This window comes from Aliikangiella coralliicola (assembly GCF_007004725.1).
Lineage (GTDB): Bacteria > Pseudomonadota > Gammaproteobacteria > Enterobacterales > Kangiellaceae > Aliikangiella > Aliikangiella coralliicola.
The window spans coordinates 186,354-207,191 of record NZ_ML660160.1; the positions used below are offsets into that span (position 1 = coordinate 186,354).

The following is a 20,838-nucleotide window of genomic DNA, read 5'->3' on the forward strand; positions in this document are numbered from 1 at the left end:
TTGAAAGTGAGCTAACTGATTTTTTATTGGCTGATTTAAGAACAATTAATTTCAATTTATCAAATTTAGCAAGATCGCTTTCCAAGCATGGAATCGACACTTAAGAATAATATTATGGGGGATAGTATGAATTCAATTTTTAAGCGGCGAGCGATAGTAGTCGCTGTTTCTTTAGCAATAACAATTTCGGGCAATGTTCTGGGCTCAGAATCCGAACTTGAAAAAGAGAAAGCGGAAAATCGCAAGACGAGCACCGAAAATTCTACTGTGGAGGCAATCTCTGCAGATGCTAGCGAAAAAGCCAATAGTGAAAGTGAGAATAATGAAAGCGACAACATTGGCGAAGAGGATGGGATTTCTAAGACAGAGGAAAAGGAAAATAAAGTTGTTATCACAGGTTCGAGACTCAGGCGAGATAGCTTTTCTGTTGCTACGCCGCTGGTGACCATGGACAAAGAAGCGATTTCCGATACCGGGCTTGGATTGCTTTCTGAAATTCTTGTAGATGGCGTGCCTGCCATTAGTGAAGGTTCCAGTAATACTAATACACAATCAAGTGTTCAAAATACCGGTTTGTCGACGGTGAATCTTCGTGACCTCGGTGTGGACAGAACATTGACATTAATCGACGGTCGACGGGTTGTATCGAATAGCTATAGTGGAAACTATGTGAGCCTGAGTAGCATACCGAGTGGCATGGTTGACCGAATAGAAATTATTAGCGGTGGCGCGTCGGCGGTTTACGGATCGGATGCGATTGCCGGAGTGGTCAATATTATTACCCAGAAAGATAAGGAAGGATTCGAATTTCAAGTTCGTGGTGGTCATACACCTGCGGGTGGCGGTCGCGAGTTTTCAGTCGATTTTGATTATGGAAATCTTTTCAATAATGGCAAAACGTATTTTTTTGTTGGCACCAGTTGGGACAGACAATTTGGTGTTAGCTGGGAAGATCGTGATCGCGCAGCGTTAGAAGCAGACTATCGTTACGACGATGAGCTTTTCTGTAATCAGATGGCGACTGAAACCGGCGATCAATGTATGCGGGATATTACGCCCGCAGATTGGCGAGCAAGAAGCGACGGCACTGCAGGTGGTGTTTTTGAAGAGGGACGTGGCGGGGTCGGCGGCTACTATTATACTGAAGAAGGTTTACAGACAGGTTGGTTGGAAGAAAGAGATGGCGTTAACTCGGCTCAATGGGTTCAGCTGAAAATTCCAAATGACCGGTTTTCTACTGCGTTTAAATTAACCCATGAATTTGAGGATGTATCCTCTTATTTCCAGACCCAGTATGCACAAACAGATTCACTCAACCGAAAATCACCGGAAGATGATTACGAAAGTGCTTACGTTTTAACGCTTGACCCAGTTACTGGTGCGCCAGGGCGTATCAGACCAGGTACTATTTCTATCAATAATCCCTTCGCGCCGGCTGAAATCGCTAACAATGCGGGCAGTAGCATCAGTTGGGATCGGCGGTTTCACGAGGTTGGTCAAATCATGACAGATAACACTCGTAAAACCCTCAGAACCTGGGCCGGGTTGCAAGGAGATATGTTCGATGGTGCGTGGGATTGGGATGCTTCAATTGGTTATGGAAAATTCCAACAAAAACAAAAGCGCTTAAATGAGTTAAATATTTTTCGTGTTGCTGAAGCACTCGATTCTGAATATGCGGCAGATGGCGTAACCATCCAGTGCGCGGATGCCGATGCGCGAGCCAGAGGCTGTGTTCCGCTCAATATTTTTGGGGTAGGTTCAATCACGCCTGAAATGGCAGATTGGATCAGAGCAAATCCAACGATTACCACGGATATTTCCCAGTTTACAGCCCTAGGCTACATTACTGGTGATTTATTTGAAATGCCAGCGGGCAATGTATCGGCCGTTTTTGGGGCGGAATACCGACGCGACAGACAAGGTGTTGTTACCAGCGAAGGTCATCGAAATGGCGGTATTACCTTTAATGTCGTACCAACATTCGACGGCGAAATCGACGTTTGGGAAACTTTCGCGGAATTTGGTGTTCCACTGGTTCGCGATGCAAGTTTTGCAAAAAATCTTTCCGCGGAATTTTCAGTACGTATGGCAGATTATAGCCCGAAGGGAATTGGCACTGTTGGTAGCCATAAAGTGGGACTTGTGTGGGAGCCGGTTGAAGGCTATTTGCTAAGAGCCAACTACGCCAGAGCACAACGCGCGCCTAACATTACCGAATTATTGTCACCGGCTCGCGGTGATTTTGATGGCTTTTCCGACATTTGTGATGGCGTTACCGAAACTTCGACCGGGGCAGGGCACGATAATTGTCGGTTAGAACCGAGTATCGCTGCAGTCATTGCTGGTGGGGGCACTTTTGAGGACGATAACAATGGTTATTCGCCCAATGCCGGTAATGAAAATCTTAAAGAAGAAACAGCAGACACTTTTACTTTTGGTTTTACCATGGCTCCTGACTTTTTAGAAGATTTCAAAATTGCAGTGGATTATTATGATATCGAAATTAGAGACGCCATTGATCAGGTGAGCAACGCTGATATATTGAGACAGTGTTACGATTCTTCATTACCTTTTGGCGATAGTAATTCATTTTGTAATGATATTACCCGCGATACTGACGGTAACATTATTGAGATTTTGCAACGAGTAATCAACTTGTCAGAAACTCGGGCTCGTGGCTATGATCTTGCGCTGGAGTATAAGCATGATCTTGGCGATTATGGTCGACTTAAATTTAGGGCTGATACTACTCATGTAATTGAGCATTCGAATACATTCGAAGGCAATGATGGTCTTGAAACTGTTCAATTAAAAGGTGAATTAGCTTCAGGTATTTTTGAAGACCGAGCTTCCGCTTCTTTATCCTGGTATAAAAGTGGTTGGAGAGTTCGTTGGAGTACGCGCTATCTTGGTTCGATCGTTGATAGTCACGAGCGAGTTGATGAGTTTGAAGAGCTGATTGCGGAAAATAATCAAGCCTGTGCTAATGGTGACGCGAGTTGTGTTACTAATCCTGAAACACCGTTTTATCTTTATTTCCCTTCTTACACGAAACACAATTTATCTGTGTCATACACCATGGACATAGGTCGAGATTCTGAGCTGCGTATTTATGGCGGCGCGAATAATGTGTTTGATGATCTTGGTCCATTTATTCCTCGGTATGGTCAGACTGCTGGTGGTGGGGCGGGGAATTCTGATAGTGAGTATGGGGGAGGTATTGGGAGGTTGGTTTATGTTGGAGCGGAGTTTAAGTTTTGATTTGTTGTTATTTTGATGAAGTTGTCAGTTAGTGAGTTCCTGCTCTGTTGGCCTCCTGGTGGAGGCTTTTTTCAAGGGCGTTTCGCATCGCTTTGCTTGCATGCGAGTTACTTTTGTCCAAAGCCACAAAAGTAACCAAAAGGGCTTTTTCGCTGAAGATAACTAATTTGCTGAGAGTTGTAAGACTTGGTAAGCCTTTGCTTTCCTTTCTTGTTGAAAACGACTCATTGGGCGGAAAAAAACTCGGTTCCCTCAAACATTTTTCCGCTTAATCCAATGAGTCATTAATTCCACAAGCCCGTTATAGCCGCTGGGCGAAGAGCTTCAAAAGATTATCCGTAACTGCCGATAGACTTTTATTAATTTTTAACTTCCTAGGATCATCTACTACTTTAACTTTATCTTAACTCAAAAAACGCCATAGGTAGGAAGCTCATTAAAAATGAGTGGGCAGGCGCAAAAGAACAATGATAGATTCTATGGCCAGCGTATTCGCGTTGCCTAGCGGCCAAGCGTACGGGCATTTTTGGTTACTTTTTTTGCTCTTGAAAAAAGTAACTCGCATGCAAGCAAAGCGATGCGAAACGCTTTTCAGCTAAAAACTAAAAATATGATCCAATACCCCAAAAAAATCGATATTAAGTCGATACAACTATTACCAAAACGATAGTTAAACGGCAAAAAGTCGACCTTCAAAATATCCCAATTCACCATTAGCCTCCTTAATGTTTACCTGGCATGAAAATAAAAACTTCATGCAAAGTTACCCGATGATAAACTATCTGCGACAGATGTCGCATTTATCACTTGCAAAACTGCGACATTTGTCGCATGATAGGCAAAACCGTTTAGTAAAGGCCATTTCAATGCACCAGCCAACAGCCCCCGAACTTGAGCTTTTAAAGCTCCTCTGGAAGAAGGAGCCTCGTACTGCCCGCGAATTGCACGATGAATTGTCTGAGCAATTTGATTGGAGTTATTCGACTACTCGTAAAACTCTCGAAAGGATGGGCGAAAAAGGATTTGTGTTAATTGAAAGTGTCGGTAATAAAAAATCTTACACGGCAAAACTCGAAAAGGTCAAAATACTGGCCCAGTTTGCGTCTGATTTTGCTTCACGTATTTTGGAGATCGACAGTCCGTTACCTGTCGCTATGTTTGCCGATAGCAAATTAATTGATTCATCTGAAATCAAAGAGCTGGAAAAAATGTTAGAAAAACTAGCCAGAGAAGGAAAAAGTTAATGTTAATTTTTGTACAGTTAGTTATTTTTTTACTCTGGAGTGGTTTGGTCTTTCTTTTCGCGAATTTGGCGTATCGAAAAAAGCTCTCGGTTAGTGTAAGTCCTGAATTTTGGCTGGTTTGTTTTGGCGTTTGTTTTCTGCCTTTAATTCCTTTGCCTGTGTTACAGCAAACTATCCAGTTGCCCCAGTCATTGTCGTTTAGTGATGATATATCACAAGTCATTCAATCAGTTCAGAACAGCACAACTAAAGTCAGCTGGTTGGAAGAAGTTTCTTTGCACTATTGGTTGATAGGATTTTTCGCGTTATTTAGCCTTAAAGGTCTCGCAGAATTTTATAAGGGAATGCAAAAGACGCGAAAAATTATTCGGCAGAGCAAGTTACTGAATGCTGAAGATATTTTTACTGAAAAACAGAAAGAGTTGCTTCATCGATACCAAATAAAAACAAAAGTTACCGCTGAGAATATCTCTCCTTTTTCTTTTGGTTTTTTTAAGGCTTATTTGATATTACCGAAATTTGCACTTGCAATGCCGCGAGAGCAATTGAAACTGTTGGTTGATCACGAACTCAACCACATTCGAAGACGCGACAACCGCTGGTTAATCCTGATCAAGTTAATTACTGGACTTGTAAGTTTTAATCCCTTTTTTAAAAAGCTGGAGCAGCATTATATTAATGCAATCGAACTTCGCTGCGATGAAGATGTATTGAGCGACATCTCTGATATTAATGAACGCAAAAAATACGCTCAGGCGATGCTTACCTGCTTGAAAAATTGTATCGGTATTAAAGAGCAGGCATTGGTTGCTCATTTTAGTAACCCAGAAACCGGACTGGCTTTTTATCAGACTCGACTAAAAGCAATAATGAGTCGTCGCCTGATAACTGTTAATCGCAAGAGACTATCGCTGACAATAGCTTTGATGGTATTTTCGGGGTTATCACTTAATTTAGTGTCAGCGAATTATTCAGGTAGCCTGACTGACAATTTCGAAGGTTGGCAACTGCCATTAAAAGCAATCAAAGTGACTTCTTCTTTTGGAGAAGTTAATCCGATTCGAAACAACCATCCTCATGGTGGAGTGGACTTAAAAGCGGCGATTGGAACGTCTGTCTATGCGGTAAAGTCCGGTGTTGTCAAAATTGCTAACGATACGAGTTTGAGCAAAAACTACGGCAAGGTCGTTGTCGTACAACATAGCAATGGCTACCAAAGTCTTTATGCTCACCTTGATGGTTTTAGTGTAAATGAAAATGATCGGGTTATCGCTGGCCAAAAAATTGGTTTTGTCGGCATCACGGGGAAAACTACAGGTCCTCACCTTCACTTCGAATTACTTCAGGGAGAGAGAAGACTTAATCCTGTTGATTTGTTGCCATTTTAGAATTATCCAAGTGATTTTCTAACACTCCCAAAAATCAAACTACCTGTTACACAAGGGCGCCTTTTGCTGAGAAAGCGTGCGCCTTAAAAAAATGGCTATTCCATGAATTTGATAATTTTAGTTAATTTGCTTAGCGGATTGTACAGTTCTAATATTCAAAATTCGCATTTAGTTTTTTCTACTGATAGTCACGAAACCGAGCTATGTGCGAAGCGACATTTTTCGAGTAAATCTGACGCGACTTTTTGGTCTACTGTTGAGTCAATTAAACACCATCGACTTCAGCTTAAACCGAAACAAACTTTAACGCAGTTACTATCGAGTTTTGGTGTTGATGAGCGCGAGGTTTATCAAATTTCCAAGTCGATGACACCTTACTTACAACCGGCTAAACTTCAGGTTGGACAAAGCTTCGAAATTTTACTTAGCGAGAACCGTATTTTATCGTTATCCATGAATTTTGACTTTGATAAAAAACTCAATCTTGCGCGTAAAAATAACCAATGGCAGGCATCTGTTGAGAGGCTGGCAACCATCAGCGTTCAATCGGCGACTCAGGGTCGAGTAGAGAGTAGTTTGTATGAAAGTTTTCTGCAAGCAGAAATTCCGCTTTCTATCTTCCACCAATATGTTTCCCTGATGTCACACTTTGTCGACTTTCAAAGAGATTTGAAAGCTAAAGACTATTTTGCGCTGGTCTATAGCACGCAATCATTGCAATCGAATCCAGGTGCCATAAAGGCCGGCTTTATTGAGTACGCTGAAATTAAGGTGCGTAATGAAACTGTTCGGCTCTACCGATATGAAATTGATGGAGAGGCGAATTATTATGACGAATCGGGTTATTTAGTCGGGAGTTTTCTCATCAAAACGCCGGTGAAAGGTGGTGTACTTTCATCTCACTATGGCAAAAGAAAGCATCCGGTTTTAGGGTATACGCGTATGCATAAAGGCTTGGACTTCGGCGCGCCGCTAGGTACGCCGATAATTGCTGCTGGAAAGGGGAAAGTGATTCAGGCCGGTTGGTCTAATTCATTCGGAAACTTTGTAAAAATCCAGCATCTACATGGTTATCAGACATTGTACGCACATATGAAAAAAATTCGTCGAGGTATTAAAAAAGGCGTTCGTTTACGACAAGGAGAAGTCATTGGTTTTTTAGGAAGCACTGGATTGACCGCGGGAAGGCATTTGCACTATGAAATTCATAAAAATGGTAAAGCGATTAATCCGATCTCAGTTAAGCAAAAGCATCAAGTTAGCTTAAATAAACACCAGTTGAAGGAATTTAAGGAATACATCAGGAGTATTCAACAGTTTAATATTGCACCTTAATACTGCACTTTAATACTAAACTACACTTGACTGCCCTCAGGAACGATTACCGGCAAATCCATGCAACCATAATCTGCGCCAAACTGACTGAGTATGCAGGTTAGCTGGCCGCGGTGGTGAGTCTGGTGATTAAATAAATGCTGAGTTAGCTCGGCAACTGACTTTGTGAAGGATTTACCTTCGGTGGTTTGATACGTTATTTTTCTTTCACAATCCGTATCAACTAAATTCTCACAGTAATTAATGATCACGCGATCAACTTTTTTTCTTAACTCCGAAATTGCTTCCAGGTTATGGTAGTAAATATCATTCGGCGATTTTGGTATTGGGAAACCAGCTAAATCTTCAAGAGATAGCCCGGCTATTTGGTTTTTCGCGAGTCGCCCAGATATGATCAGATCGCCAAAGAGTATATGATTCCAATAACTGATAATATTGGAGAAGAAAGAGTGAGTTTCCTTTACAAGTAATTCATTTGGCAGAGAAAAACAACAGTCCAATAGTTGATTGTTAATTCGCTGATTATATAGCGACAACATTTTGAAATTATTTGTTAAACTCATATTTTTTACCTGTAAAACTTCAGTTTGTGTTGTATATCGTATCTTTAAGCTACCTCAGTTTAAAGCTTATTTAGTTATTTGCAATTTAACGGTGTTGACTGGATTGTGAGAGCTGTTAATTTAATTGTTAGCCATTAGTTTAGTTCATTGATAAAAGTCGAAAAAATAAGCACAAACGAAAAAACGCTAATAATTAACAATTTGCACTGAATCATACTAAAAAAGAAACTCCAGAACTTTAAGTTCAACGAGTTCCGGCAGTTGTATTGAGGAGTTGATTATCTGGAGCGGTAGTCTTTTCCCCTCTCCTTTGAAGGAGAGGGCTAGGGAGAGGTAGAAGTCTTTTACATTGTCAGTTTGAGTATTAACTGATACAAATCAGATCAAAACAGCTTATCAGCTGACTCTTTTAACTTGGCCTCAGGTAAAAACTGATCGCATATAACTAATATCGAGTTAATATTATTTCTCAACTTATCCAATTCTATCTCTTCTGGATTCAATGCCGTTTGCAATAAATGCAAAGCCATATCGGCTAATAATACTCTCTGCTTTTCTAACCATTCTTCGTCGCCTTTTTTTGCACTTAACGAAAGATAGTGAGACTCCACTTGAGCATGAATTTCCCAGCTGGTTTCGATGATGTTTTCTCTGTCTAGTTTTTTCATTTTTCCTCTAAGTTAAAAGTTGTTCGTCTATAGGTTGCGGTACAATGTTAGCGTATTTTCATTTTATCTGGTTCCAGAGTTCTTCAAGCTCAACTTTCCATTCTTGTTGCAATTTGGGCTTTTGGAACTTTGGCTTTCTTTTTTGGTCTTCTGCCAGCTTTTTTTCTAATAGCTCAATTCTGATCAAGATATCTTCGTTCTTGGCGGCTTCCATTATCTCAACCTCGTTGGGTTGCTCCAGGTCCAGGTGGTTATTCGCCCTCAAAAGCAATTGCTCATAAAACTCATCAGGTTCCGGCAGCTCAATGAGCTTTTTATCCTGAATACAAAACCATCTCGTTGCAATGTTGTTGAGAAATTGACGATCGTGACTAGTGATTAGTAGCGTTGCTCCAGAAGTCATCAGCTGCTCGGTTAATTCTTCTTTGCCTTGTAAATCGATATGATTAGTTGGCTCATCCAAGATTAATAAGTTTGGCTGATTAAGTGAGAAAGACATAAACATTAATCGCGCTTTTTCTCCGCCACTCAGGCTCTTTACTTCGCGATCAAACTCTCGAAATCTAATGCCCGCGTTAATCAGTGTTCTTTTTAACTCCTCTTCATTTGCATGAGTATTTCGCCTCAGCCAGTCGAGGCGAGATTCCTTACTTTGCAATTGTTCAAGCTCTTGTTCATAGAAACCAAGTTCGGTCCTTGGGTTAAAACGTATTTTTTCATCCAGACTTCGTTCTTTGGCAAATTGCTGCTGAAGAATATTCAACAAAGTCGACTTGCCACACCCATTTTCACCTAAAAGCGCGACTCGGTCACCAGGTTTGATCGAAATAGCTTCAATTTCATAAAGCGCTTTTTTTATAGTTGGAATCATTACCGTAAAGTCGTCGATTGCTAACACTTGCTTGGCGGCCAAACTTTGATCATTTAAAGTGAGTTTTAACGCTGAGCCCTGAGTTACGAAGGTTTTGTCAGCTTCTAGTTTTTCAACACGCTTTAAAATTGATTTAGATTTTCTCGACAAGTCTTCGTTATCATATTGGTGTCCCCAGACTGCTAGTCTTTTAGCTGTCTTTTGTAGCCGATCAATTTCCTTCTCTTCAATCAGCCTCCTTTTCTCGGCATCTTGATCCATTTTTTCTAGTGCTGCCTTCGCGTTAGAATAGGCTAGCTCAAATTCATAGCTTTTTTGATCACGAATGAAAACGGTTTTGTCACAAATGCTATCAAGTAATTGCGCGTCGTGAGAAATCATCATCACAGCACATTTACACTCATTTTTAAGATAACTTTCTAACGTCAACATCGCTTTGATGTCCATGTGGTTTCCGGGTTCATCCATCAGCAATACATCGGGCTCATTGATTAGTGCCCTGGCGATGAGTACTAAATTTTGTTGCCCACCACTCATTGACTGAATAGTTTGATTCATCTGAGTGTGGTTGAAACCAAGACTCATTAAGTGGCTTTCGGCTCGCCAGCGGCTACACGTTTGTTCTTCTGTTGGCAAAGCAGAAACGACCATGTCGACTGCACTCGAATTCATAAACTTCTCAGGGACAAATTGATCGACATGACCAATTTTAACATGTCTGGCTTTTCTCACTTCGCCAGAATCAACCTGAAGGCTATTGGTAATTAAGGAAAATAGGGTACTTTTGCCGCATCCGTTATGGCCGACTAAGCCTATTTTCTGCTTAGCATTAATGACTAAACTAAGTTGGTCAAAAAGTTGTTTTTCACCGTGGGCAAAAGAAATATTAATTAGTTGGATTAAAGCATTCATTGTATTCATCTTTTCATTTTGGCAGGAATCGGTCCTGCAGGTTATTCAAATTCGGCTGAAGCCGATGGAATAACGCAGATGAATACTCAGCAATTGGCAGGTTTCACTAATAAATTCGAAAATAAGCAAATCGATTCTTGATTATTAGTTTCCTGAGATCGAAGGTATCAGTCGCACTGGTGGCAACCTGTTGTTTTTCTTCAATATTGAAGAATCTTTCTAATCATTCAGTCCGAAATTCATCGCGTTAGTTAACAGCGGACTGAATGCGTAGATTAGAAAGGTAGCGAGCAAAAGCTAATTGGCTCAATTTCATCAGTGAATTCCTCCTTATAGATATTTGTCAGGTCGGCCTTATGCTTTCCATTGTGTGAGCTATTTCAACAGATTTACGTTCGATTTCAAATAACTAAAATGTATAAAATTGTGATTGTTTACCTGATTGACTAGATTTGTAGGTGGAACTTATTACTGTACCGGTAGCGATTTTAACTCCAATTGTTATGCTAGGTGTTATTGGTAGTCATTGCCGAATTGAAGAAGGGCTCCGGGTTGTAGACTCTCCCCGGCGAGTTCAAATTGTTGCTGATTTGGATAAATTAAAATAATATTTGTTTGTCTCTAATGGGTAGAAAGGTGAGAACATGATTTTTGCTCGAATTGGTGCGGTACTTTATTTTGTGTGGGGATTATTGCATATCGTTGCCGCATATAAAGTTTATGCTCTAGGTCAAACACTTGAGCAAGGAATGGTTCAGGGGCGAGTATTTCAGGACGCATGGAATCTGCTCTTTTTTGCGCTCTTCGGCATGGTTGTATCGGTAGCGTACAACTGGAACAATAGTAAAGTTGGTTATTGGATGAATTTAGTTGTTGTCAGTGCAGGGGATATTGGTTTTATTGTCACCATCTTGTTGCCTGGTTATTTACCCCTCTTCCCTGGCGCAATGGGTCCTTTACTCTGGCTGTTAGCCGTATTTTTTTCGACTGTGGCAATAATGCGAGAGAAATCTCAGCAGACTTGAAAAAGTAACCGCCAACAAGAGATTATTAAAAGTAGTCTCTCTAAAAATGCTATTGGCGGTTAACGGGGATCGACAAATTGATTGTTATCGATATGTTTCTATTTCAGCACTCATTTGCAATTTTGCTGGAAGAACCGGGCTAGCGGTAGACTTAACCTTAAGTAAGTGTTCAACGTATTCTTGAAATTTACTTTTCACAGGATATTCGATACTGAGTTCGCTAACCAGTGAGTTAATATCGGTTAGACTGCTCACAAAAAGGCTTCTGTCCGGTAACAGGTACTCGCGAATTTGATTAATACGCTCGATATCGTTTTGAAACGCACGATCAAATCGGCTATTTTCAGAGACTGGCCAATTGATGTTGTAGACGCATCCCCAGGATTCACTGATAAAAAACTCTTCGCAAAATTTGTCGTTTAATATCTCTCTTTCATTTTCGCTTAGCTTGTTTCTGAAATCTTCGCCAAACTCATGTAAGTACTGACCATGGGAAAGGTAAGTTGTATTTTCAGATTTATCTGACCATTTTTTGTAGTGCCTTGCGAAATACTGGTATGAATGGTTGTACAATCTAACCTGTAAAGGTAGAGAGCTGGTTACCATAATATTTTGAGGGACTTCGATTGTTACACTGATATGCTGCCCTCGAAACAGCAGATCTTCTTTGAGCGTCCAAAATTCGTCCAGCTTTAGTGTGCCATTCTCATAAGTATAAAAATAGTTAATTGACTGGATGTTTTCTACCGCATTTTCATGATTTTTTCCGGAACTGAAATATTGAATATACAGGTTAACCCGATTATTGCTCATATCGTGGGTTTTAACGTCGAAGCTCACATGTTCAACAAATTTTTCTAATTTATCGTGCTCTTTGAATTCGATATCCAACTCTCCGCTGTTTAGTACGAAGCTTTTTTCAACCAACTTCGACTCATGTTTTAAGTGAGAGTAGTGAAGAAAACTGATTGCAGATATTATCATTACAATGGATATCGCAGCGCCGATTTTTAGTCTTTTATCTATTTTTGTTTTCACTGTTTTGAATTCAGGTTTTGCCAGATAATAATCTTTAAAGTAAATGAACAAAATAAGCATCACTAAATATATTGCAGCGGCACTAAGCAGCCACGATATTGTACGGTAGAATAATCGGCTTTGGTTAAATTCAAATAAACCAACGCTAAACAATAAAGTTAATAGAAGCAATACAATACCAATGATGTTTTTCATGATAAAAACATAGCCTTTACGTCGGCGTTTCAAGTGGCTTCCGATAACGGTTAATAAGGTGCCGATGATGCTAATTGGCAAGAAAATAATTCTTTGTAGCTGAATTAGTGGACTTTCTTTCGGTGCTTCAAAAGTTGCAATTTGTTTAGCGGTTTGTGCTTTGCCTTGTGCGGCTAGTCCTGAGGTTCGATTGCTGCTGGTATCTAATGAAATCCAGAATATCAGGTAAAGAACAACGCCTAAACCAAATAAAGCTGTCAGAGAAATAAAAATTAAACGCAGAATAAAAGCAGGTACACCCAGACGAGTTGCCAGGCCAGCGCAAACCCCACCTAGAATTTTATTTTGCGGATCGCGATAACTTTTTCGAGGAATCGTTTCATCGCTTGATTCACTATCAATAAACCCGACTTGCTCGATGACTTCGTCTAATTGAGCTAATGTCACAGCCTTTTTTTCATCAGATTTGAGTTCGAATAAAAGCTCGGCGATACGCAGCTCAATATCTGTGTAGATGTCATCGGCGCATTCGTCATCAACCAGTTGCTGTTTTATTTTTTGCAGGTATGACTTTAATATTTCGTAGGCTTCTTCATCTATCCAGAAAACCTGACTTGCGATTTCTATACTGACGACTTTATTCACTGTTGTTGCCTCTAAGAATAGAATGAACCGACTCGGTGATATCTTGCCACGCTGTTTCCAACGCTTGCAGGTAATCTGCACCGGCTTCGGTGAGTGAGTAATATTTTCGTGGCGGCCCAGAATCAGATTCTTCCCAGCGATACTGGAGTAGTTCTGTTTTCTGTAGGCGATTCAATAACGGGTAAAGTGTCCCGTCCGTCACGATAAGATTGGCAGCCTTCAGGCGACTGATTAGTTCTGCGGTATAGATTTCCTGATCAGCAAGTAAGCTGACAATGCAGAACTCCAGAATGCCACGGCGCATTTGAGAAATAGTATTTTTAGCGTCCATGGAAATAACTATATTACATGCTACCTTGTTATGCAAGGTACTGTGCGACAAAAAGTTTATGTTTGAATTTGGGAGACGGTAAATTCAGAAATACTCACGATAAGACAAGGCGATAAAACCAGACACCCTGAAAGTTAAGATTCGCTATTCACGTTTTAAGCCAAATTATCGATGAGGTAAGTTATTTATTTGTTAGTTTTTTCGATTTAACTATTTGATTTTTAAATGATTAAATTCGGGGTGTCTGTTTTCTTTAGTTTTCTTGTTGCTTCGCGAACTGGCTATGTCCAGTTCGCTTAGGTGTTATGTTAATGCGATAGATTTACCTGACTAACAGACTCCATTTCTTTTTTATTTGACGACTTTTGTTTTAAGCCAAAGAAAGGGCGGACCCAATTATGTGGGCGAATAGCTAAATGGTAGAGGCCTAAGGTTAATACTGCAGTTCCAGTAGTCGTCAGCGTAAACTTTATCCATAAGTTTATGTCCCACTGAACGATAAAATACGCCAGTATCACGGTAATTGTTTGATGCAATATATAAAACGGGTAAACCGCTTCATTAGTATATAGAAGAAATTTATTATTTTTATTCAGATAATAACGGCCGTACCCGAAGAAAGTCAGCAATAATGAAAAATAGCCAATAACATTAGGAATAAAATAAATCCAGTCAGCATAATTCGATTCGCTATATCGAATATACGTAGCGCAGCTAATTCCAACGACTGAAATAAAAAGTGAGCGAAAGCGAATCGCTTCTATTGTTTCCCAGATCGAACGCCGTGAAACAATAAGAAACCCAATGATGACCAATACTAGCTGATAAAATTCGAAAACGTATTCTAAATCATAAGGTTTTAAAACAGTCAGCGCAAAATACAAAGGAATTGTTGTTAAATAAATTCCCCAGCTTTTGCTCAGCTGAATGGCTAACTTATCGAGCACTTTAATACCGAGGGGTGAGCGAAAGAATAAAAACAAAGGCAGTCCTACGATACAGTAGTAAAACAATGAGGCAATAAACCAAAGATGGTTTGGTGTGAAATTGCCGCCGTTGAGAAAGTGGCCATCAAAAAAGTGAGGATAAAAATCGAGGTAAGAATCAAAAGTTGCTCCCTGTGCTAGACGTTCCAGGTAAACCTGTGGCGGAACTATCACGAGAACGCCGAAAATTAAAGGGAGCAACAAGCGCAAGCTACGTTCCTTTAAGAATCCCCAACCATTACGCTCTCCCATTGCGAACCAGATTCCGGCGCCAGAAACCATAAACAACAAGGGCAGTCGCCAATTATGAAAAAATGACCACAAGTAACTGAGCGAAGTGCTGGTTTCTGCGTTTTTAATATGCCAACCAAAGGTAACAAATGGCATACCGGCGTGAAAAAAAATCAGTAGCAAAAATGCCAATACTCTTAGCCAGTCCAGCTCATGCAGTCTGTCTTTATTCATATAAACCTCCAAATCATGTTCAAGTCGGGGTTATAGTATGTGGACAAATGAACTTAGAATAGAGCCGTGGGATAAGATGGGTTCTGATGAGGATGAGATGGACAACTAGCGAATGAAGTATTTCGTCTGTCAAACTATCGGGAGTCGCTATTAGCAAAAAGTTGGAAAAATTGTTCCTTATAATTACGCGAGAGTTTGAGTTCTACGCCGCTATTAAGAAAAATTATTTGATCACCTTTTGACAATGGGCGCACTCGAGCAATATGTGACAAGTTAACCACGAAGGAACGATGAGTGCGAACGAATCTATCAGGCGCTAGCTGACTTTGAACACAGGTAAGTGTTTGACGAGCGATATAAGCATTATTTGATAAACATACTTTAATGTAGTTACCTGATGATTCAATCCACTCAATATCGGCAACTTTTGCGACCTGAATACCCGATTCCGTCTTAAATAGTAATTGCTCTGGATAAACTTGCTCACGTCGATAATCTTCCACTAACCTGGGGAGTGAATAAGAAGGTGTTGATAATTTTTGTTCACGAACTCGCTCCAAGGTTTTTTGCAAACGTAATTTATCGTAAGGTTTCAGTAAATAGTCTACAGCGTTAAGTTCGAAAGCTTTAATAGCAAATTCATTAAAACCAGTAATAAATATTATGCGGATGTCTGGATGGGTTTCCAGGTTACTGGCGACGGCCATACCGTCCAATTGGGGCATCTGGATATCGAGGAAAATCAAATCGACATCAAGTCGGTCAACCAGGTCCAATGCTTCAATACCGTTGCATGCCTCTCCCACCAGCTGAAAGTCGTCTTCACCTTGAAGAAACAGCGCTAGTTTTTCACGAGCAGGTTGTTCATCGTCAACGATAATAACTTTAAACTTATCACTCATCACTAAGTCGCTCAAAAGGTATGGATACTTTCAATTCAACTCGACTTCGATCAATGGATGTTAACGTGAGTTCTCCTTTTCCTTCATAAAGAAACTGCAATCGCTTTCGGGTGTTATTCAATCCAATACCAAAGGACTCTGTTGTAATATTGGTTGCATGCACAGAATTAAGAATGCAGAGGATCAGGCGTCCTTGCTTGATACTGGCAGTAACAACAATTGTTCCTCCATTATCTGCGGGCTCTATGCCGTATTTAAACGCGTTCTCCAGTATTGGTTGTAATAACATCGCTGGAATCATAGCATTACGAGCTTCATCGGCTACGTCAAAGCTTGCTGAAAAACGGTCGCCGAAGCGCAACTCAGCGATTTCAATGAACGACTGCATTGCCTCCAACTCTTCTTGTAAAGTAACAAATGTTTTATGTTGTGTTGTCAGAGAATAACGTAGGATATCCCCAAGTCGAGAGATTATCGAATCTGCTTTATCGACACTTTGATACATGGTGCTGGATATCAAATTCAAAGTATTGAAAAGAAAGTGGGGGTTGAGTTGGTTCTGCAGAGATTCGAGCCTTGACTCCATCAGTTGGCCATGCAATCGCGTTACGTTCAGTTGTTCAGCTTGCGCCTTACGTTGAAAGATTCGGGTGTAAGTAATAAATACGACAACAAAAAATAACGATAGACTCTTGGGAAATTCGTAGATGTAACGTGTTACGATATCACCTGTATTGTAAGGTTTATCGAGTAAGACCCAATATGTCAGGTGTCGAAATCCAAGCATTAAGGTGATGAACAATAATGCGATCGGAAAGTAGAGAAAAATAAGTCGTATTGCTGTTTTTACAATTACGTTTGATTCGATTGGCCAGCGATGACACCAGTAAACAATGATCGGCGTGAGAAGGGCATAGGCATAAGCTGCTGAGAATGCCCAACACCAGGGTTCCCATGCAAATCCACTAAATCCCCCACGAGATGAGTCAGCTATTTCGGTTTGCGCCATGATTACGGCAAGTATGCTCCAGATTACAAACCAAAATAAATATTGACCTGATGTTAACTTATAGTATGCAAACATTCAGTTTCTCAAGTATTGATAAAACTGGTGATCATTCAGGCTAACTAGTAGAAGTTTGCCTTTAGTTTCACTATTAAATTAGTTACTCAAGCTATTTTATAGGATAAGTTCCTGATATAAAAAAGAGTCGTATTCTTCAGCTATAACGGATTAGGACTCGCACTTTTGGTCTGAACTTGTGCTTTCAGTTGAGCTTCAAGTATTTTAATTTTCGCCGCTAGTTTTTGATTCTCTTTAAGCACCGAGCTGAGCTTTTTTTCTAAGCTGGTAATTTGTTTTTGTGATTCGATAGAAGATGCTTCAGTTTTGGCCAGTGATTCACTTAATTGAGTTGCAGAAGTTTGTTGGATATCCAATTGCTCTTTTAACACTTCCAGGTTAATTGATGTGGTCACCATTTCTTTTTCAATATTGGTCGTCTTGTCTGAGAGCGCTTGCTTGGTTTGACTGGTTTGTTCAACTAACGCTTTGATTTCCGACTGATTTTTTCGCCAGGCTGAAGCCCAAAGTTTATCCATCTGAACCCATAACTCGTCGGCTTTTTTACTTAATTCTGAAACTTTAACCTGCAACGCCACGGCTGACTGGTCCATTTCTTCGCCGGTTGTAGATAAGCGCTGTTCCAGTTCGGTTATGCGCTTCTGGGCTTCAATCAATGTTGTGTGTTGAGCTTGAGATTGCGAAAACAGCCAGTAGCAGGCACCGCCACACGCGATTATCAATACTAAAAGTAGCCACTGAGTGAGGGAAGACGATTTTCCTGACGTATTAGCCGATGCTGTTCCCGTTTGATTTGGAGCGCTTTGTTGGCGGCGATGATAGTAGTGCAAATCGTCCTTTTCAGGAACGATGGTTGGCATGGAGTCATCGGGCTCTTGGTTTTGCGTTGTTTCTCTATTACTCATAAAGTGAATCTATCAATCTAAAAAATTTACCTGGCGAAGTATACAGGTGTATCTCGCCCACAGGTGAATGGTAGCGCGTTTTCAATTGTTAGGCTATGACGTAGGTTTAATTGAGTATTGAAATTTATTGATACTAGATCGTGGCTACCGACTTTTTGACCGTCTTATCAGAACTTATTTACATGATTAGTGGGATATTGAGTGTTAGCTTGGGGCTGGATATAACGCGTCATCCTGACTCGTTGATTCAAGTAAAACCAGACACCCTGAAAATCGATGATCATTATAAGCTTTTCAGCGAGCATAATTGACTAAGTCGTAATGGCTATTTTTAATTGTTAATACTTAACTGGTTGATTTTAAATATAAAATTCATTGGGTGTCTATTTTTGATCTTTTTCTCGGAATGCAATCAAACAGGGACAAAAATTAAAAAAAACAAAAGTCGGATAGCAATTTACCTGGTATGTTTTCACCTCGCTAAGAACCGGTGAAATTTTGTATGTAATAAATTTCGTAGGGTCAAGACTAGGTAAACTAATCAAGGTGTTAGTTTGAGTGAGAGTTGAATAGAAGAATGCAAAAGTATTATGCAAAAATTATTGGCGCGATTTGTCTTGTTGCAAGTACGCTAATGTTGTATCAGTGGTATCTGGGAAATCCTGCTGGTGGTGTTGAGAACGCAGTAAGGGCATTTGGTGGTTCTGAGGCAGCATCTTTATGGCTTTCTCTCTTGTTGGGTATCGTTGGGGCAGCGTTTGGTATCAGGGCGCTTTTCTGGAATCGAGTTTGTGTTGGAGATCATTGCCCAATTGATTAACCCTTTATAGGTTCAGCTTGATGGGATCAAAACATCAATATCTGCGTCTGCGCGGGTTTCGCCTGCATACCAGATCGATTGGGCTTGCTCGTCGATCCAGAAACCGGAAAAATAAATAAAATTATTGAGTTCAGTGAGTGTTTGGTGTTTTCCAGTATGTATTGAAGTTTTCGTCAATAAAGGCGCTTGTCCAGGATTTCTTTTAACCCAGTAAATATATTCCGAGGTAAGTCGCCAGTTATTCCAGTCAACCGGCGCTAAGTCGGACAAAACTTTTTCTTCAATGTTTGGCGTTGATATTCTTATTCGCCATAATCCTGCTTCTCCTGATTTAGTAAAATATAACACTTGATCATTATCTGAAAACTGCGCAGTTTTCGCGCCATGATGAGTTAACTGAGAGAGTTGCCCGGTTTTCATATCGTAACGGGCGATTTGCCAACGACCGGATTGGCTTTTATCTGTCTGTGTATCTTTTTGATTTTGTTTATTTGTCGCGATTGATTTGTCAAAACGATAGCCAAAAATGATACTTTGACTATCCGAAGACCATTGCGGAGAAAAGACTGACTTGTCAGTCTGAACCTGTTTCACGGTGTTCTTTTCTACATCGATCAAATAAAGCGAAAACTTTCCATCTATTGGTGCCATAAATGATAAATATTTCGAGTTGGGTGACCAACGTGGCGTCATCACCCAGGGACCGTTAAACTGAGTCATTTGGGTTAACTGATTGTGTTTCTCAAACCAGATTTCTGCAGAGCCGCTACGATCGGACACAAAAGCTCGCGCGCTACCGTCCGGCGCAGGTTGAAGATCCCAGTTGACTCCCTTGTCGCTAATCAGAATTTGTTGTTCATCGGTATTGAGTGATTGATTGTAAACAGCGCTATTTTCAGTCCAGCGCTCTATTGCGATCGCGCCGTCAACCTGAACGGAAAGTGCATCTCCCCCCAACCAGGCGTCGGAAATCAGCGTTGGCTTGTGGTTATCAACGTCAATTTGCCAAAGTTGGAAGGGACCCAGACGGTTGGAAGTATAAAATAAAGTTTGATTATCATTTGCCCAGGATATTCCATGAACTTTTGTGTTGTCGCGGGTGACTCGTTTCCACGGACCTTCTCCAGAAATGGGACCAATAAAAATATCTTCAACGCCCAGGGCGAAACTGACGGCAATCGCCATTGTTTTGCCATCTCGGCTAATTGCTAAGTCGTCAATGCCCAGGTCGGTTTGTTTGTCGGGAACCTGAGAAGAAATCGTAATTTCACCGGTTGCAATATCAAAATGATTGGCGAACAATTCGATTTTTGAACCGTTGTCAAGGTTGAGTTGAGTTAGACGGCCTGGCTTCAGAGGTTCGGTTTTATCCACGAATATCAGCTGTTTTCCGTCTAAACTCCATTCGAGATCGGCAACGCCCCAGTTGCCGCACCGGCCAACCAGATTATCCTGGCCACCGATAACTGGAATTCTACGTATTTCACATTGCCGATGCTGATTGATTCGCGCAAATGCGACGTAATTTTGATCGGGAGAAAATACCGGTTGGTGATCGTAATATTTTCCAGAAGTGAGCTGAAGATAACCATTCGTCGCCGGTTGCCGGATGACAACAGCCATGCCGTTTGGCGGCGTAGATACAGAATAGGTCATCATTTTTCCATCACGACTGTAATTGGGGTACCTTTCTTTATGCTCACTAACCGCGAAAGCTTCGCGCTGATAGCCGGGGGATACCTGAGGCCGTGACTGCCAAATAATCATTCCGATTACGCCGGCAAAAAGGGCTAGACCTACGCCTGAAATCAGGTAGGTGTTCTTAAGTTGACTCCAAATATTTTTCTCGGGCGATGGTTTTTCGACAATTAGTCGATAACCGCTCTTAGCGACAGTTTCAATGGAGAGCGGCGCATTAAGCGATTGTGAGAATGATTTGCGCAAAATAGAAATACATCGGGTCACCGCATCATCAGTTACCGCGCGACCTTGCCATACTGTTTCAATGAGTTGCTGACGCGAGACAATTTGGTTTTCGTTTTGAGATAACAGGTAGAGTACCTGAATGACTTTAGGTTCCAATCGGAGCGAAGCCTTTTGGTAGATGATTGTGTGGTCTTTTATCGACACGCGGCAAGGGCCAATAGCAAATTCTTGATGTTCGCCTGTATCCAGCGTCACTACTGTGTTTAGCATG

Annotated in this window: 16 protein-coding genes; 6 read left to right on the forward strand and 10 right to left on the reverse strand. The window is 40.8% G+C overall.

The window, feature by feature from the left end; translation table 11 throughout:
• Nucleotides 1-126 precede the first annotated feature (126 nt).
• The 4 genes from FLL46_RS00780 (at nt 127) to FLL46_RS00795 (ending at nt 7,231) form a co-directional block, all read left to right on the forward strand.
• On the forward strand, nt 127-3,264 hold the full coding sequence (locus tag FLL46_RS00780) for a TonB-dependent receptor domain-containing protein (protein ID WP_142891511.1): 3,138 nt from the start codon (nt 127-129) through the stop codon (nt 3,262-3,264).
• Nucleotides 3,265-4,130: 866 nt separating this feature from the next.
• Nucleotides 4,131-4,508, forward strand: a complete 378-nt coding sequence (locus FLL46_RS00785; RefSeq protein ID WP_142891512.1) for a BlaI/MecI/CopY family transcriptional regulator — start codon at nt 4,131-4,133, stop codon at nt 4,506-4,508.
• The gene (locus FLL46_RS00790; RefSeq protein ID WP_142891513.1) at nt 4,508-5,896 is read left to right on the forward strand and encodes a M23/M56 family metallopeptidase; all 1,389 of its coding nucleotides are present in this window, start codon (nt 4,508-4,510) and stop codon (nt 5,894-5,896) included. The genes FLL46_RS00785 and FLL46_RS00790 overlap by 1 nt, the downstream gene beginning before the upstream one ends.
• Before the next feature lie 102 nt (nt 5,897-5,998).
• Nucleotides 5,999-7,231, forward strand: coding sequence for a M23 family metallopeptidase (locus tag FLL46_RS00795; RefSeq protein ID WP_142891514.1), 1,233 nt, complete (start codon nt 5,999-6,001; stop codon nt 7,229-7,231).
• Between the two features lie 20 nt (nt 7,232-7,251).
• On the opposite strand, the gene FLL46_RS00800 is transcribed toward FLL46_RS00795, so the two are convergent.
• The 3 genes from FLL46_RS00800 to FLL46_RS00810 all read right to left on the reverse strand — a co-directional run bounded on the left by FLL46_RS00800 (nt 7,252) and on the right by FLL46_RS00810 (nt 10,245).
• Nucleotides 7,252-7,794 (reverse strand): DinB family protein, encoded by a 543-nt coding sequence (locus FLL46_RS00800; RefSeq protein WP_142891515.1) that lies wholly within the window; start codon nt 7,792-7,794, stop codon nt 7,252-7,254.
• Nucleotides 7,795-8,177: 383 nt separating this feature from the next.
• Nucleotides 8,178-8,462 carry a hypothetical protein gene (locus tag FLL46_RS00805; protein ID WP_142891516.1) on the reverse strand — a complete coding sequence of 95 codons (285 nt, stop codon included), beginning with the start codon at nt 8,460-8,462 and terminating at the stop codon, nt 8,178-8,180.
• Nucleotides 8,463-8,520: 58 nt separating this feature from the next.
• Nucleotides 8,521-10,245: an ABC-F family ATP-binding cassette domain-containing protein gene (locus tag FLL46_RS00810; protein WP_142891517.1), complete on the reverse strand. Its 1,725-nt coding sequence runs from the start codon at nt 10,243-10,245 to the stop codon at nt 8,521-8,523.
• Between the two features lie 644 nt (nt 10,246-10,889).
• Here FLL46_RS00810 and FLL46_RS00815 point away from each other — a divergent pair.
• A complete protein-coding gene (locus FLL46_RS00815) occupies nt 10,890-11,270 on the forward strand; it encodes a hypothetical protein (RefSeq protein WP_142891518.1) in 381 nt (126 codons plus the stop codon).
• Nucleotides 11,271-11,354: 84 nt separating this feature from the next.
• On the opposite strand, the gene FLL46_RS00820 is transcribed toward FLL46_RS00815, so the two are convergent.
• The 6 genes from FLL46_RS00820 to FLL46_RS00845 form a co-directional block, all read right to left on the reverse strand.
• The gene (locus FLL46_RS00820; RefSeq protein WP_168203983.1) at nt 11,355-13,148 is read right to left on the reverse strand and encodes a PspC domain-containing protein; all 1,794 of its coding nucleotides are present in this window, start codon (nt 13,146-13,148) and stop codon (nt 11,355-11,357) included.
• Nucleotides 13,141-13,479: a PadR family transcriptional regulator gene (locus FLL46_RS00825; protein ID WP_142891520.1), complete on the reverse strand. Its 339-nt coding sequence runs from the start codon at nt 13,477-13,479 to the stop codon at nt 13,141-13,143. The genes FLL46_RS00820 and FLL46_RS00825 overlap by 8 nt, the downstream gene beginning before the upstream one ends.
• Nucleotides 13,480-13,787: 308 nt before the next feature.
• Complete coding sequence (locus FLL46_RS00830; protein ID WP_142891521.1) at nt 13,788-14,930, reverse strand: acyltransferase family protein; 1,143 nt, start codon at nt 14,928-14,930, stop codon at nt 13,788-13,790.
• Nucleotides 14,931-15,064: 134 nt separating this feature from the next.
• Entirely contained in the window at nt 15,065-15,832 is a 768-nt protein-coding gene (locus FLL46_RS00835) for a LytR/AlgR family response regulator transcription factor (protein ID WP_210418558.1), read from the reverse strand.
• Nucleotides 15,825-16,916 (reverse strand): sensor histidine kinase, encoded by a 1,092-nt coding sequence (locus FLL46_RS00840; RefSeq protein WP_142891523.1) that lies wholly within the window; start codon nt 16,914-16,916, stop codon nt 15,825-15,827. Before FLL46_RS00840 ends, FLL46_RS00835 begins: the two co-directional genes overlap by 8 nt.
• Nucleotides 16,917-17,056: 140 nt before the next feature.
• Nucleotides 17,057-17,821: a hypothetical protein gene (locus FLL46_RS00845; RefSeq protein ID WP_142891524.1), complete on the reverse strand. Its 765-nt coding sequence runs from the start codon at nt 17,819-17,821 to the stop codon at nt 17,057-17,059.
• A 577-nt stretch (nt 17,822-18,398) separates the two neighbouring features.
• Here FLL46_RS00845 and FLL46_RS00850 point away from each other — a divergent pair.
• The gene (locus tag FLL46_RS00850; RefSeq protein WP_142891525.1) at nt 18,399-18,641 is read left to right on the forward strand and encodes a hypothetical protein; all 243 of its coding nucleotides are present in this window, start codon (nt 18,399-18,401) and stop codon (nt 18,639-18,641) included.
• A gap of 12 nt (nt 18,642-18,653) precedes the next feature.
• Here FLL46_RS00850 and FLL46_RS00855 read toward each other — a convergent pair whose 3' ends face one another.
• Nucleotides 18,654-20,837 carry a winged helix-turn-helix domain-containing protein gene (locus FLL46_RS00855; RefSeq protein ID WP_142891526.1) on the reverse strand — a complete coding sequence of 728 codons (2,184 nt, stop codon included), beginning with the start codon at nt 20,835-20,837 and terminating at the stop codon, nt 18,654-18,656.
• Between the last annotated feature and the right edge of the window lies 1 nt (nt 20,838).